This window comes from Curtobacterium sp. MCPF17_001 (assembly GCF_003234615.1).
In the GTDB taxonomy this organism is placed as follows: domain Bacteria; phylum Actinomycetota; class Actinomycetes; order Actinomycetales; family Microbacteriaceae; genus Curtobacterium.
In genome coordinates, this window is sequence record NZ_QKSL01000002.1 from 372,165 (window position 1) to 385,290 (window position 13,126).

The following is a 13,126-nucleotide window of genomic DNA, read 5'->3' on the forward strand; positions in this document are numbered from 1 at the left end:
ATGTGCGGCATCATCGCGGCACGCGTTGCCGACGACGCCACCCCGTACCTCCTGGACGGCCTGGAGCGCCTGGAGTACCGCGGGTACGACTCCGCCGGCATCGCCGTGCGCACCAGCACCGGCCGCACCGAGACGATCCGTTCGGTGTCCCGGGTCGGCGACCTGCGCACGCTGGTCGCCGCCCGTTCCGGTGACCCGTTCACGGGCATCGGCATCGGACACACCCGCTGGGCGACGCACGGCGCCGTCCGTGAGACGAACGCGCACCCGCACGCCGACTGCTCCGGCCGGATCAGCGTCGTGCACAACGGCATCATCGAGAACGCGGACCTGCTCCGCGCGCAGCTGAGCACCCAGGGGCACGTGTTCGCGTCCGAGGTCGACTCGGAGGTCATCACGCACCTGGTCGAGCGTGCCCTGGCGGTCGACCCGGACCTGATGCTCGCGGTGCAGATCGCGACCGCGCAGCTCGAGGGGTCCTGGGCCATCGTCGTGCTCGACGCCCGGGACGGCCGGATGGTCGTCGCGGCCGACCGGTCCCCGCTCGTGGTGGCCCGTGCCGCCCGCGGTGACTTCGTCGCGAGCGACATCGGTGCGATCGCCACCTGGGCCGAGACGTTCGTCGCGCTCCGTGACGGCGACGTCGTCGAGCTCGGCGAGAGCTGGACCTGGTCGTCCCGCGGCGAGATCGTGGCGGTGCCGTTCGCGACGCCGTCGCCGTTCGCCGCCGAGGCGCTCGAGCTCGGCGACCACGCCGACCACATGGCGAAGGAGATCGAGGAGCAGCCCACCGTCGTGGCGGAGATCCTCGACCGCATCGCCGGTGGTGCGGTCGACGGGAGCATGTGGCGCGGCCTCGGGCTCGCGCCGTTCGAGCGCGTCGCGGTGGTCGCGTGCGGCACGTCGCTGAACGCCGGGCAGGTCATCGCGACCGCGCTCCGCGGGCTCGGCGGCGTCCCCACCGACACCGTCGTCGCGAGCGAGGCCGACCAGGCCGTCCTGACACCGGGCACGCTGGTCGTCGCGATCAGCCAGTCCGGCGAGACCGCGGACGTGCTCCGTGCGCTCGACCGGTTCGCGGACCGGTACCAGGTGCTCGCGCTGACGAACAACCTGCACTCCTCGCTCGCCCGACGAGCCGACGCGGTGCTCGACTGCCACGCCGGGCCGGAGATCGGCGTCGCCGCGACGAAGACGTTCACCGCGCAGGTCGTCGTCGGCGTCTCGGCGATGATCTCGGCGCTCGTGGCGTCCAGCCGGATCGACCGGTCGCGGGCACTGGCGCTCGTCGGCGACATGCAGCGGCTGCCCGGCCTCCTCGCCGGTGCGGCCGAAGCGTCGCTCGACCGGATCCCGCTGCTCGTCTCGAGCGTGCGGGACGCTTCCGGGTTCCTGTTCCTGGGACGTGGGGCGGGCCTCCCGTTCGCCGCCGAGGGTGCGCTGAAGCTCAAGGAGCTCTCCTACCGGTGGGCCGAGGCCTACCCGGCTGGTGAGCTGAAGCACGGTCCGCTCGCTCTCGTCACCGACGGCACCCCCGTGGTCGTCGTCGACAACGGCGAGCACAAGATCCAGGCGAACGTCGCCGAGGTCCGTGCCCGCGGCGGCTTCGTCATCACCATCGGTGGTGTCGGCGCCGACGTGCCCGCACTCGGCCGCGACGCCGGCCGGCTGCTCTCACGACGGACCGACGTGACAGACCAGGGCATGTCGCTCTGGGGGCCGCTCGAGTCCGTGGTCCCCCTCCAGATGCTCGCCCGCGAGCTCGCACTGCAACTCGGCTGCGACGTGGACAAGCCCCGCAACCTCGCGAAGTCGGTGACGGTCGAATGACCAAGGACCAGTCGTTCAACCGTCTGACGGTGATCCTCGCCGTCCTGGCGGCGGTGGCGATCGTCGTCACCGGCCTCCTCGGGGCAGCCCCGGCACGCGCCGCGACGACCACGAAGCCCGTCACGGTCAGCCTGACCTTCGACGACGGCGACGCCGACCAGATGCAGGCCGCGCAGGCGCTGCAGCAGAACGGCCTGACCGCCACGTTCTACATCATCACGGGCTACCTCAACGCCCCCGGCTACATGCAGCAGTCGGACCTGGCCACCCTCGCAGCGGCCGGCAACGAGATCGGCGGGCACAGCGTCACCCACCCCGACATGTCCGCGCTGTCCCAGGCCGAGGCACAGCGGCAGGCCTGCCAGTCCCGTGCCACGCTGTCGTCATGGGGCTACACCGTCCGGAGCTTCGCCTACCCGTTCGCGGAGTCGACCACGAAGACGCGTGACGCCGTCCGCGCCTGCGGGTACACCAGCGCCCGTGGCCTCGGCGACGTCCGGACACCGTACGACTGCGCCGGCTGCGTCACGGCGGAGACCCTGCCGCCGCGGAACGCCATGCTGACCCGGGCACCGAGCCAGGTCGAGGCGAACTGGACCCTGGCCGACCTGCAGCAGCAGGTCACCCAGGCGAAGACCGACAAGGGCGGCTGGGTGCAGCTCACCTTCCACCACATCAGCGACGACACCTCGCTCGACCCGACGACCTCGCCGGCACTGTTCGCACAGTTCGCCCAGTGGCTCGCCGCCTACTCCGCGGACCCCGCGAACGCCACCACCGTGAAGACGGTCGGCGACGCCGTCGGCACCCCGGTGCAGCCGGTCGTGCAGTCCCCGGTCCCGGTACCCGCAGCCCCCGGTGTCAACGCGGTGCAGAACCCGTCCTTCCAGACGACCTCCACCACCAGCCCGAGCGGCCAGAAGTGCTGGCAGTACGGCGGGTACGGCTCGAACACGGCAGCGTTCAGCACCGTCACCCCGGGCCGCACCGGCACCACCACCAAGGCGGCATCGCTGACCGTGAGCGACCACGTCGACGGTGACGCCAAGTGGTTGCCGACGTTCGACCTCGGCGACTGCGCCCCCACCGTGGTCGCCGGCCACACGTACTCGCTCCGCGAGTACTACAAGGCGAACACCGTCACGCAGTTCACCGTCTACCTGCGCGACTCGACGACCGGCTCCTGGCACTACTGGACGTCGAGCCCCTGGTACGCCTCGGCCTCGACGTGGACGCAGGCGGTGTGGACGACGGACCAGATCCCGGCCGGGTTCGACGGGATCAGCTTCGGCCTGAACCTGTTCTCGAACGGCACGCTGACCACCGACGACGTCGCCGCGTACGACACCGTCGGCGCCCCGCCGCTCGCGACCACCACCACGACGACGAACAGCGCGACGACGAAGGCGAAGGCGAGCAGCAGCGTGAGCCGGATCGCCCCGGCCGTGGACGCCCTGACCGTCCGGTCCCGTGCGGTCCTCGGGCAGCTCGACACGTCGGGCATGCCCGGCCAGCTCGACACCCCGTCCACGCCTGCCGGTTCGGCAGCCGCCGCATCGTCGGCGCTGCCCGGCACGATCGCCCGGTGACGTGAGCACGACACCCGAGCCCCGACCCCGGGAGACCCGCACCCGCGGCTCCCGGGGCCGCGGTGCGCGTCCGCGCACGGCTGCGGCACTCGTCGGGACACTCGCGCTCGCCGCGGTGCTCGCCGGCTGCGGCGGTCCCTCCGGCGGGGGCGCGGTGGCCCGCACCTACCCGTGGCACACCAGGATCGTCTCCACCACGTTCTGGGTCGGCGAGGTCTTCGACCCGGACGCCGACGACGGCAGCCAGGTCTACTCCACCTACGACGACGACTGGCAGGGCAGCTACGGCGGCTGCGACGGCGTCATCGTCGAGCGTGTCTGCCAGACCGAACGACGCCGAGCCGCGAACGGGTACTTCCCGACGCACATGAAGCCGAAGGAGAACCCGTTCTACCTCGACGTCCCGTACGACGACGTCAACGACCGCACCGGGTTCCGCGACCGCGACCGGGTCGTCCCCTGGGCGGGCGACCCCGCCTACCGGAAGCACCGCGGTGACGACGGCTTCAGCTACCTCAAGAACCGGTGGGTGCAGCTGAGCAAGGACGGGCGGACCTGCTACGGCCAGGTCCAGGACGCCGGCCCCGGCACCTACCACGACAGCGCCTACGTCTTCGGCCCTGGCAACAAGCGACCGGCCAACAAGCGGTACAACGGTGCCGGGGTCGACGTCTCCCCCGCGCTGAACGGCTGTCTCGGGTACGCCGAACTCGACGGCGAGGACGACCGGGTGAGCTGGCGGTTCGTCGAGGCCGACAAGGTCCCGAACGGACCGTGGCGCCGCATCGTCACGACCAGCCAGGTGTCGCAGTGAGCGCACCTGCCGCGAGCACACTCCTGAGAGGGGTGTGCTCCCAGTGAACCGCTGAGGACGGTCTGCGACGATGTCGGCTTGACCTCCCTGCCCGCATCCGCCGTCTTCGGTGCCCTGCTCATCGGCGCCGTGCTCCCCCTCGTGCCGTTCCTCGGTCGGGTCGCCCGCCTGGCCGCGACGATCGTGCACGAGGTCGGGCACTGCGTCGTCGTCGTCCCCTTCGGCGGCCGCATCCGACGCATCGACCTGCACCCGGACGGCTCCGGGGAAGCCTGGGTCCAGCTCGGACGGGTCCCCGGCGGCATCCGCTGGCTGGTGCGGCTGCTCAACCTCTTCGCCGGCTACAGCGCACCGATCTGGGCCGGTGTGCTGCTCGTCACCGGCGCCGTCGTCGGTTCGCCGTGGCTGCCCGTCGCCGTGCTCGGCGTCGTCGGCCTGGTCGCCCTGCTGTTCGTCCGGAACTGGTTCGGGCTGCTCGTGGTGATCGGGTTCGACGCGCTCGCCGTCTGGGTCGCCGTCCGCCCGTCGGACCTCACCCTCCTCGTGGTGGCCGCCCTCGGTGCCGCGCTCCTCGTCGACGGGCTCCGCTCGCTCGTGCAGGTCGTCCGGTGGCTCCTCACCGGGGCGCGGGTGCAGACCGACTTCCACATCGCAGCGGCCGAGATGCACCTGCCCGCGGTCGTCTGGTTCGTGCTGTTCCTCGCCGTGGACGGGGTCGCGGTGTGGGCTGCCCGGGGGCCGCTGCTCGCCGTCGGCGACACCGTCCTCACCGGCGTCCGCGCCCTCCTCGGCACCTAGCTGGCACGACGGAGGCCAGGACCTGCGACCCACCGGGGCGTCGGCTTCCTGGCGACCGATCGCGTGGACAGCACGGTGGCGGCCGGCGCCGAGAGCGACGACGTCCGGTCGTTCCCGGGCGACGCAGTGCCCGCACGGCCCGCGTCCGGATCCGCCGGGCGACTCGCGGTCGTGCTGCGCGTCGCCGCCGGACGGTCGGCGGCCGCACCACGTCCCGCTCCGTAACCCGACGCCGCAATCGGCCCGCGACCATGCCGAGCCTGCGAGAGTACGGCAACGACCGGACGCGGGAGCGGCCGGACGACCCGGCACGGAGGTGGACGCATGACGGACGAACGACCCGGTTTCGCGACCGAGCAGGTGCACGGCGGCTTCATGCCCGACACCGCCCACGGTGCACGGGTGCCCGCGATCCACATGTCCTCCGGCTTCCTGTTCGACGACGCCGCCCAGGCCCGCGACCGGTTCGCCGGGACCGACGACGGCTACACGTACACCCGGCTCGGCAACCCGACGAACGCCGACGTCGAGCGACGCGTCGCCCTCCTCGAGCGGGGCGCCGACGCGATCCTGGTGAGCAGCGGTCAGGCGGCCGCGACGGTCGCGTTCCTCGGGCTCCTCGCCGCCGGGGACCACGTCGTCAGCGCCGCGAGCATCTACGAGGGCACCCGCGGCCTGCTGCTGCAGAACCTCGGCCGGCTCGGCATCCAGGTCGACTTCGTCACCGACGCACGAGACCTCGAGGCCTGGGCTGCAGCCGTCCGGCCCGAGACCAAGCTTTTCTTCGCCGAGTCGATCCCGAACCCGAAGAACGACGTGCTCGACATCACCGGCGTCGCCGAGGTGGCCCATCGCGCCGGTGTCCCGCTCGTCGTCGACAACACCCTCGCGACGCCGTACCTCGTGCAGCCCGTCGAGCACGGAGCCGACATCGTCATCCACTCCGCCTCGAAGTTCCTCTCCGGGCACGGGGCCGGCCTCGGCGGGGTCGTCGTGGACGGCGGCCGGTTCGACTGGAGCGCGAACCCGGAGCGCTGGCCGCACCTCACCCAGCCCGACCGTGCCCTCGGCGGCGCCAGCTACGTCGACCGTGCCGGCACCGGTGCCTTCCTCGCCTACGCGCGCGACGTCGTCGCCTCTCGCATCGGACCGACCCCCTCGCCGTTCAACGCCTTCCTCCTCCGCCAGGGCATCGAGACGCTGTCGCTCCGCGTCGAGCGGCACGTGGCGAACGCGCTGACGGTCGCGACCTGGCTGGAGGCGCAGCCCGAGGTGACGAGTGTCGACCACGCGGGTCTGGCCTCCAGTCCGTACCACGACCTCGCCCAGCGCTACCTGCCGCGCGGAGCCGGTTCCGTCTTCGCGTTCACGCTCGCCGGCGGCGAGCCGGCCGCGCACGCGTTCATCGACGCGGTCGAGCTGTTCAGCCGGATGACCCACCTGGGCGACGTACGGTCGCTGGTGCTGCACCCGGCGACGACGACGCACGCCGGGCGCACGGCCGCCGAGCGGGCGGCGCAGGGCATCGACGACGGGCTCGTGCGCCTGTCGATCGGCATCGAGGACGCCGCCGACCTGCTCCGCGACCTCGAGCGTGGGTTCGCCGCGGTGCGCGCGGTCACGACGGACGGTCGGATCGTCGGCCGGGAGGGGCACCCCGCGCCCGGCACGGCGGTCACCGTCCTCGACGGGGCCCACTGATGGCGAGGATGCAGCACGTCGGGTACTTCTTCTCGCGCGGCTTCGGCCCGCAGGCATGGGGTCGAGCGGACTGGCACTGGGGCCACGACTGGACCAGACCGGAGATGTACCAGCAGGCCGTCCGTGCCCTCGAGGACGCCGGCCTCGACCTGGTCATCGCCGAGGACGCGATCTCGCTCGGGAACCCGACGACCCTCGACCTGCGGATCCGGCAGGCGTACGGCGGGCCGAAGCACGACCCGCTGCTGCTCGCGCCGTGGCTGTTCGCCGCGACACGGCACATCGGCATCGCCCCGACCGTGAACGCCGGCGTCACCCCGCCGTACCTGGCAGCCCGACAGCTGGCGACGCTCGCGCACCTGTCGTCGGACCGACTCGGCGTCAACGTCGTCACCGACGTCGGCAGCGCGCGGCACGCCGGACTCGACCCGCTGCCGCACGACGCCGCCTACGACCGCGCCGAGGAGTGGATCGGCCTGCTCCGTCGGCTCTGGCACTCGTGGGGGTCGGGACACCTGCAGTCCGAGTCGGACTGGCACTTCGCCGACGGATCCGAACTCGACGCGTTCACCCACGAGGGCCGGTACTTCCGGACCGCGGGGCCGCTGAACGCCCTGCCGCTCGAGTCCGACCCGGTCGTGGTCTCCCCCGGTGGTTCCGGCCGTGGACTCGGCTTCGCGGGCGCACACTCCGACGTGCAGCTCGCGCTCGCTCCCCTGTCGGCCGCCGCGGTCGCCGCCTACCGGACGAAGGTGCACGCCGCCGCCGCCGAGGTCGGACGCCGACCGGAGGACCTCCGCGTCCTGTTCGTGCTCAAGCCCGTCGTGGTGGCCTCACCGGAGGAGGCCGACCGCATCGTCGAAGCGTCCCGGCACCCTTCCGACGAGGACCTCCGCACGGTCGCGCTCGCGTGGGCGAGCGACTCCGAGACCGACCTGCTCGCACTCGACCTCGACGCGCCGATCCCCGCCGGCACCTTCGCCGACCACGTCTCGGCCGGCACCGTCCGGGGGCTCCTCGGGGACACCCCGGACGCACCCCTGCGCGAACTGCTCACGCGGAAGGCCCGCCTCGGCCGGGTCGCGGACCGCTCGGGCTTCGTCGGGACGGCGGAGGAGTTCGCGGACTTCATCGAGGAGCTCGGGTCGGACGCCGACAACGACGGGGTGATCCTGTCCGGCGACCTGCACCCGGCGCAGGTGTACCGGATGCTCGGCGACCTGGTGCCGGTGCTCCGCCAGCGCGGGATCCTCCGCCGCGAGTACGGCGCGGGCGGTCTGCGGCAGAACCTGTTCGACTTCTGACTTCCGCAAGACGCAACCCCGGCGTCAGGACGGGACGTCACAGCGTTGCGTCCTGACGCCGGGGTTGCGTCTTGCGAGGCTACTTCTTCTTCTTCTTGCTGTCCTTCTTCTTGCTGTCCTTCTTCTTGCCGTCCTTCTTCTTGCCGTCCTTCTTCTTGCTGTCCTTCTTGCTGTTCTTCTTGCCGTCCTTCTTCTTGCTGTCCTTCTCGGCGGGCGGCTTCTCCGGCTGCAGCGGGGCGGGCTCGGACGCAGCGGCCGACTCGACACCGTCGACCGGCTCGACGACGACGGCCGAACCGGTGTCCACGAGCACGTCGACCGCCTGTTCGCTGACGACCGGTGCCAGGGCGTCCTCGACCCGCTCGACCAGGACCTCGGCACCGGACTCGGCGAGCCGCAGCAGCGCCTGCGCAGCGCGCAGTCGCGTCGTCGACTTCCGTGCCGACGCATCCGCCCGGGCACCCTCCAGGAACGTCCGGAGCGCACGCTCGGGCACCGACCGTCCACGCGGAGCGGAACGGTCCAGGCGGTCCAGCTCCCCCGCGATCCCGGCGGCGTCGTCCTCGACGTGCTCGTGCCGGACCGACTCGAGCAACGCCGCGACCGCAGCCGCCGCCCGTTCGACACCCGGAGTGTGCTGGTCCATCACGACGAGCATCTCGAACACCGCGCCGTAGGACATGGTCTCGAGACGCACCGGCTCGGCACCACGACCGCGCAGCACCAGCCGCGCGTCGGGCGTCGGCAGCCAAGCGACCACGGCCGCGACGGAGGCGACCGACCCCACGATGCGCTCGTACTCGGCCAGTCCCAGACGGCCCTGCTCCCGCAGACGGACTCGGATCGCGATCTCCTGCACGGTGTACCTCTCGTTCGGGACGGCGCCGACGGGGTGCGGCACCGTGTCCCGGAGCGTAGCCCTCGCACCCGGCAGGACAGGATCGGGCCCGTCCCGACAACGGTCCCGGACATGCAAAAGGCCCTACACCGTCCGAGAACGGTGCAGGGCCTTCGATGGCAACTCACGTGACAGCGGTCCGACGATCGGCAGGTGGTGGAGATGGGGGGAATCGAACCCCCGTCCATCGCTGCAATTCGACGTCTTCTACGGGCGTATCCGGATGTTCGTTCTGCTCGGCCCCGTCCGTTGCTACCGGCTTCTCGGACGACAGGCCCAGTCTCAGTGCAAGTCCCGCACGGCCCTGAGGCGCAACCGTGCAGCAAGTCCTCTGGATGACGCCGGAACTCAGGTTAGAAGACGATCACCTGGCCGACGGACTTCATGTGCTGGGCTGCTTACGCAGCGAGAGCGAAGTCAGTGCGCTTGGAATTGGCACTTGTTGTTTTCCACGGATCGTTGACGAGATGACCGTGGGTCCTCGGCCCGCTTCCCGTCGGCACACAGGCAATGTCGAAACCGATCATCCCCATGCAGGCCGTCGTGCGAACCGCTGTCACGCTGTTGAGTTGCCAAGCCTGGTGCCCGGACGAACCGGGCCAGGCAGCTGTTCAGTCTACCGACTGAACACGTCCCATGCTAGTCGAGCTGGCTGGTCACTCGCCGAGACGGTTGCGGGAGCGCATGGCCCGCTCGGCCTCGCGCTTGTCGGTCTTCTCGCGCAGGGCCTGGCGCTTGTCGAACTCGCGCTTGCCCTTCGCGACCGCGATCTCGACCTTGGCCCGACCGTCGTGGAAGTAGATCTTCATCGGCACGAGCGTGTAGCCACCCTGTGCCGTCTTGTGCGAGATCTTCACGATCTCCTGCTTGTGGAGGAGCAGCTTCCGCTTCCGACGGGGAGCATGGTTGTTCCACGTCCCCTCGGTGTACTCGGGGATGTGCACGGCGTCGAGCCACGCCTCCCCCGCGTCCACGAACGCGTACCCGTCGACGAGCGACGCCCGGCCTTCGCGCAGCGACTTCACCTCGGTCCCGCTGAGCACCATGCCGGCCTCGTACGTGTCCTCGATGAGGTAGTCGTGGCGCGCACGACGGTTCGTCGCGACGACCTTCTCCCCGCGTTCCTTCGCCATGCCCGGCTCCTCTTCGTTCGGTGTGTCCGCGCTGCGCGCGAGCCGCCCAGCATATCGAACGCCGGGAGGCCCGCGCACCTTCCCGGGATCTCCCCGGTTACGGTGTGCGGGCCTCCCGACGTGGCGACCCGCGTGAGGGCCGGTGCTCGGCTCAGACCTTCAGGTACCGACGGATCGCGATGGAGGCCGAGACGGCCGCCAGGACGACACCGATCACGATGACCGCCGGGACGACGACCGCCGCGTCGTCCATCCCGATGAACGCCGTCCCGGAGAACCGCTTCGTCAGGTAGTTGCGGACGAAGAACCAGACCACGGCCGTGATCGCACCACCCGCGAGCACGGCTCCGACCGCGGCGGCGATCACCCCCTCGAGCACGAACGGCGTCTGGATGAACCGGTTCGAGGCTCCCACCAGCCGCATGATGCCGAGTTCCCGTCGTCTCGAGAACGCCGACAACCGGATCGTGGTGGCGATCAAGAGGACCGCCGCGACGAGCATCAGCCCCGCGATGCCGATCGCCGTGTACGACGAGGCGTTGAGCAGGTTGAAGATCGGCTGCAGGTACCCGCGCTGGTCGACGACGCTCTGCACGCCCGCGACCTTGGACAGGCTCTCGACCAGGACGTCGGCCTGCGACGGGTTCTTCAGGTTCACCCAGAACGTCTCGTTGAGGTACTCGGGCTTGACGAACTCCGTGGCGGGCGAGTCCTTGAACTGCTGCTTGAACCGTGTGTACGCGTCCTGCTGGTCCTCGAAGTACGCCTTCTCGATGTACGGCTTCAGCGTGGACGACTCGAGCTGCTGCTTGATCTGGGCACGTTGGTCGTCGGTCGCCTTCGCCCCGGTGCAGTTGCCCGTGGTGTCGGTGTCGGTGCAGAGGTAGACGGCGACCTGGGCCCGGTCGTACCAGTAGCCCTTCATCTGGTTGATCTGCATCTGGAGCAGGATCGCGGTGCCGACGAAGGTCAGCGAGATGAAGGTCACCAGGACGACGGAGACGACCATCGAGGCGTTCCGACGGAGGCCGGAACCGACCTCGGCCATGACGAGTCCGAGCCTCATCGGATGAGCCCCGGGATGGTCTGGATGCCGGTCGTGTTCGAGACGCCGCCGCGCTGGATGGGCAGGGCCTGGGTCTGGTAGCCGCCGGCCTGCTCGTCACGGAGGACCGTGCCGCCGGAGAGCTCGATGACCCGCCGCTGCATCTGGTTCACGATGCTCGCGTCGTGCGTCGCCATCAGGATCGTCGTGCCTCCTTGGTTGATGCGTTCGAGCAGCGCCATGATGCCCGCCGACGTCGTCGGGTCGAGGTTGCCGGTCGGTTCGTCGGCCAGCAGGACGGCGGGCTTGTTCACGACGGCACGGGCGATCGCCACGCGCTGCTGCTCACCGCCGGAGAGCTCGTGCGGCATGCGGGTCGCCTTCCCGGAGAGCCCGACGAGCTTGAGCACGTCGGTGACGGACTCGCTGATGAAGCCCTTGCTCTTGCCGATCACCTGCAGCGAGAACGCGACGTTGTCGAAGACGTTCTTGTTCGGCAGCAGTCGGAAGTCCTGGAACACGACGCCGAGGTTGCGGCGGAAGTACGGGACCTTGCGGGACGAGAGCGCGCCGAGACGCTGTCCGAGGACGTGGATCTGCCCGCGGGAGGGCTTCTCCTCCTTGAGGACGAGCCGGAGGAAGCTCGACTTCCCGGAGCCGGACGCACCGACGAGGAAGACGAACTCACCCTTGAGGATCTCGAGGGTGACGTTGTCGAGAGCGGGACTCGGGTTGCCCGAGTACACCTTGGTGACCTGGTCGAATTTGATCATGACCGGATCAGGGTAGGTCGCGAACCGGTGTTCCTGCTCCAGGCGCGCGGCTCAGGAACCCGCGGGGTCGCTCAGATCGGTGCCGGATCGGGCTCAGTCCTCGTCGGGACGCTTGCGCCACCGGATGCCGGCGTTGATGAAGCCGTCCAGGTCACCGTCGAAGACCGCCGACGGGTTGTTGACCTCGTACTCGGTCCGCAGGTCCTTGACCATCTGGTACGGCGCCAGGACGTAGTTGCGGATCTGGTCGCCCCAGCTGGCCGTGATCGTGCCGGCCAGTTCCTTCTTCTTCGCGCTCTCCTCCTCCTTCTTCAGGAGCAGGAGGCGCGACTGCAGCACGCGCATGGCGGCGGCACGGTTCTGGATCTGCGACTTCTCGTTCTGCATCGAGACGACGGTGCCGGTCGGCAGGTGGGTCAGGCGGACGGCGGAGTCGGTCGTGTTGACGGACTGTCCGCCGGGGCCGGAGGACCGGAAGACGTCGACACGGATGTCGTTCTCCGGGATGTCGATGACCATGGTCTCCGGCATCAGCGGGATGACCTCCACCGCGGCGAAGGACGTCTGGCGCTTGCCCGCGGCACCGAACGGCGACATGCGGACCAGGCGGTGCGTGCCGGCCTCGACCGACAGCGTGCCGAACGCGTGCGGGCCGTCGACCTCGAACGTGGCGGACTTGATGCCGGCCTCTTCCGCGTAGGAGGTGTCCATCACGGTGACCTTCTGGTCGTGCTGCTCGGCGTACCGCAGGTACATGCGCATGAGCATCTCGGCGAAGTCCGCCGCGTCGACCCCACCGGCACCGGCACGGATCGTGATCACGGCCGGACGGTCGTCGTACTCGCCGTCGAGGAGCGTCTGGACCTCGAGCTCGCCCATGGTCTTCGTGATGGCCTTGAGTTCCTCGGCCGCCTCGTCGGCGGACTCCTGGTCCTCGGCCTCGTTCGCCATCTGGACCAGGACCTCGAGGTCGTCGAGGCGCTGTGCGGTGGCGGTGAGCTTCTTCAGCTCGGACTGTCGGTGCGCGAGCGCGCTGGTGACCTGCTGCGCGTGGTCGGTGTCGTCCCAGAGGTCGGGCGCACCGGCCTGCTCGCTGAGCTCGGCGATCTCACGCTCCAGCCGGTCGACGTCGACCACGGAGCGGATGTTCCCGAAGGTCACTCGGAGGGCGTTGACCTGCTCGCTGATGTCCAGTTCGACCATGGTCCCCGATCCTACCGGCCGGGCGTCCGGCTCGACGC

At 70.3% G+C, this 13,126-nt stretch carries 11 protein-coding genes and 1 other RNA gene; 6 read left to right on the forward strand and 6 right to left on the reverse strand.

What is annotated here, in order from left to right:
- The 6 genes from glmS to DEJ24_RS03805 all read left to right on the forward strand — a co-directional run bounded on the left by glmS (position 1) and on the right by DEJ24_RS03805 (position 8,036).
- Positions 1 to 1,830: a glutamine--fructose-6-phosphate transaminase (isomerizing) gene (glmS, locus tag DEJ24_RS03780; RefSeq protein ID WP_111077320.1), complete on the forward strand. Its 1,830-nt coding sequence runs from the start codon at positions 1 to 3 to the stop codon at positions 1,828 to 1,830.
- Positions 1,827 to 3,419 (forward strand): polysaccharide deacetylase family protein, encoded by a 1,593-nt coding sequence (locus DEJ24_RS03785; RefSeq protein ID WP_111077321.1) that lies wholly within the window; start codon positions 1,827 to 1,829, stop codon positions 3,417 to 3,419. The genes glmS and DEJ24_RS03785 overlap by 4 nt, the downstream gene beginning before the upstream one ends.
- 1 nt (position 3,420) lies before the next feature.
- On the forward strand, positions 3,421 to 4,233 hold the full coding sequence (locus tag DEJ24_RS16770; protein WP_181436514.1) for a hypothetical protein: 813 nt from the start codon (positions 3,421 to 3,423) through the stop codon (positions 4,231 to 4,233).
- A 78-nt stretch (positions 4,234 to 4,311) separates the two neighbouring features.
- A complete protein-coding gene (locus DEJ24_RS03795) occupies positions 4,312 to 5,031 on the forward strand; it encodes a M50 family metallopeptidase (protein WP_181436515.1) in 720 nt (239 codons plus the stop codon).
- A 324-nt stretch (positions 5,032 to 5,355) separates the two neighbouring features.
- Positions 5,356 to 6,732 (forward strand): O-acetylhomoserine aminocarboxypropyltransferase/cysteine synthase family protein, encoded by a 1,377-nt coding sequence (locus DEJ24_RS03800; protein ID WP_111077323.1) that lies wholly within the window; start codon positions 5,356 to 5,358, stop codon positions 6,730 to 6,732.
- Complete coding sequence (locus tag DEJ24_RS03805) at positions 6,732 to 8,036, forward strand: LLM class flavin-dependent oxidoreductase (protein WP_111077324.1); 1,305 nt, start codon at positions 6,732 to 6,734, stop codon at positions 8,034 to 8,036. The genes DEJ24_RS03800 and DEJ24_RS03805 overlap by 1 nt, the downstream gene beginning before the upstream one ends.
- A 79-nt stretch (positions 8,037 to 8,115) precedes the next feature.
- On the opposite strand, the gene DEJ24_RS16775 is transcribed toward DEJ24_RS03805, so the two are convergent.
- The 6 genes from DEJ24_RS16775 to prfB all read right to left on the reverse strand — a co-directional run bounded on the left by DEJ24_RS16775 (position 8,116) and on the right by prfB (position 13,088).
- A complete protein-coding gene (locus DEJ24_RS16775) occupies positions 8,116 to 8,937 on the reverse strand; it encodes a hypothetical protein (RefSeq protein WP_181436516.1) in 822 nt (273 codons plus the stop codon).
- A 151-nt stretch (positions 8,938 to 9,088) separates the two neighbouring features.
- Positions 9,089 to 9,465: a transfer-messenger RNA gene (gene ssrA / locus DEJ24_RS03815) on the reverse strand.
- A 125-nt stretch (positions 9,466 to 9,590) separates the two neighbouring features.
- Positions 9,591 to 10,067: an SsrA-binding protein SmpB gene (smpB, locus tag DEJ24_RS03820; protein WP_110902063.1), complete on the reverse strand. Its 477-nt coding sequence runs from the start codon at positions 10,065 to 10,067 to the stop codon at positions 9,591 to 9,593.
- Between the two features lie 151 nt (positions 10,068 to 10,218).
- A complete protein-coding gene (gene ftsX / locus DEJ24_RS03825) occupies positions 10,219 to 11,133 on the reverse strand; it encodes a permease-like cell division protein FtsX (protein WP_110902062.1) in 915 nt (304 codons plus the stop codon).
- Entirely contained in the window at positions 11,130 to 11,885 is a 756-nt protein-coding gene (gene ftsE / locus DEJ24_RS03830) for a cell division ATP-binding protein FtsE (protein WP_110825177.1), read from the reverse strand. The genes ftsX and ftsE overlap by 4 nt, the downstream gene beginning before the upstream one ends.
- A 93-nt stretch (positions 11,886 to 11,978) precedes the next feature.
- Positions 11,979 to 13,088: a peptide chain release factor 2 gene (gene prfB, locus DEJ24_RS03835; protein ID WP_111077325.1), complete on the reverse strand. Its 1,110-nt coding sequence runs from the start codon at positions 13,086 to 13,088 to the stop codon at positions 11,979 to 11,981.
- Between the last annotated feature and the right edge of the window lie 38 nt (positions 13,089 to 13,126).

What these genes read in the sequence shown, in the direction of transcription:
- DEJ24_RS03800 (WP_111077323.1), top strand. Translation starts at nt 5,356, where the DNA reads ATGACGGACGAACGACCCGGTTTCGCGACCGAGCAGGTGCACGGCGGC.
- prfB (WP_111077325.1), bottom strand. Translation starts at nt 13,088, where the DNA reads ATGGTCGAACTGGACATCAGCGAGCAGGTCAACGCCCTCCGAGTGACC.
- DEJ24_RS03805 (WP_111077324.1), top strand. Translation starts at nt 6,732, where the DNA reads ATGGCGAGGATGCAGCACGTCGGGTACTTCTTCTCGCGCGGCTTCGGC.
- ftsE (WP_110825177.1), bottom strand. Translation starts at nt 11,885, where the DNA reads ATGATCAAATTCGACCAGGTCACCAAGGTGTACTCGGGCAACCCGAGT.
- ftsX (WP_110902062.1), bottom strand. Translation starts at nt 11,133, where the DNA reads ATGAGGCTCGGACTCGTCATGGCCGAGGTCGGTTCCGGCCTCCGTCGG.
- glmS (WP_111077320.1), top strand. Translation starts at nt 1, where the DNA reads ATGTGCGGCATCATCGCGGCACGCGTTGCCGACGACGCCACCCCGTAC.
- DEJ24_RS03785 (WP_111077321.1), top strand. Translation starts at nt 1,827, where the DNA reads ATGACCAAGGACCAGTCGTTCAACCGTCTGACGGTGATCCTCGCCGTC.
- smpB (WP_110902063.1), bottom strand. Translation starts at nt 10,067, where the DNA reads ATGGCGAAGGAACGCGGGGAGAAGGTCGTCGCGACGAACCGTCGTGCG.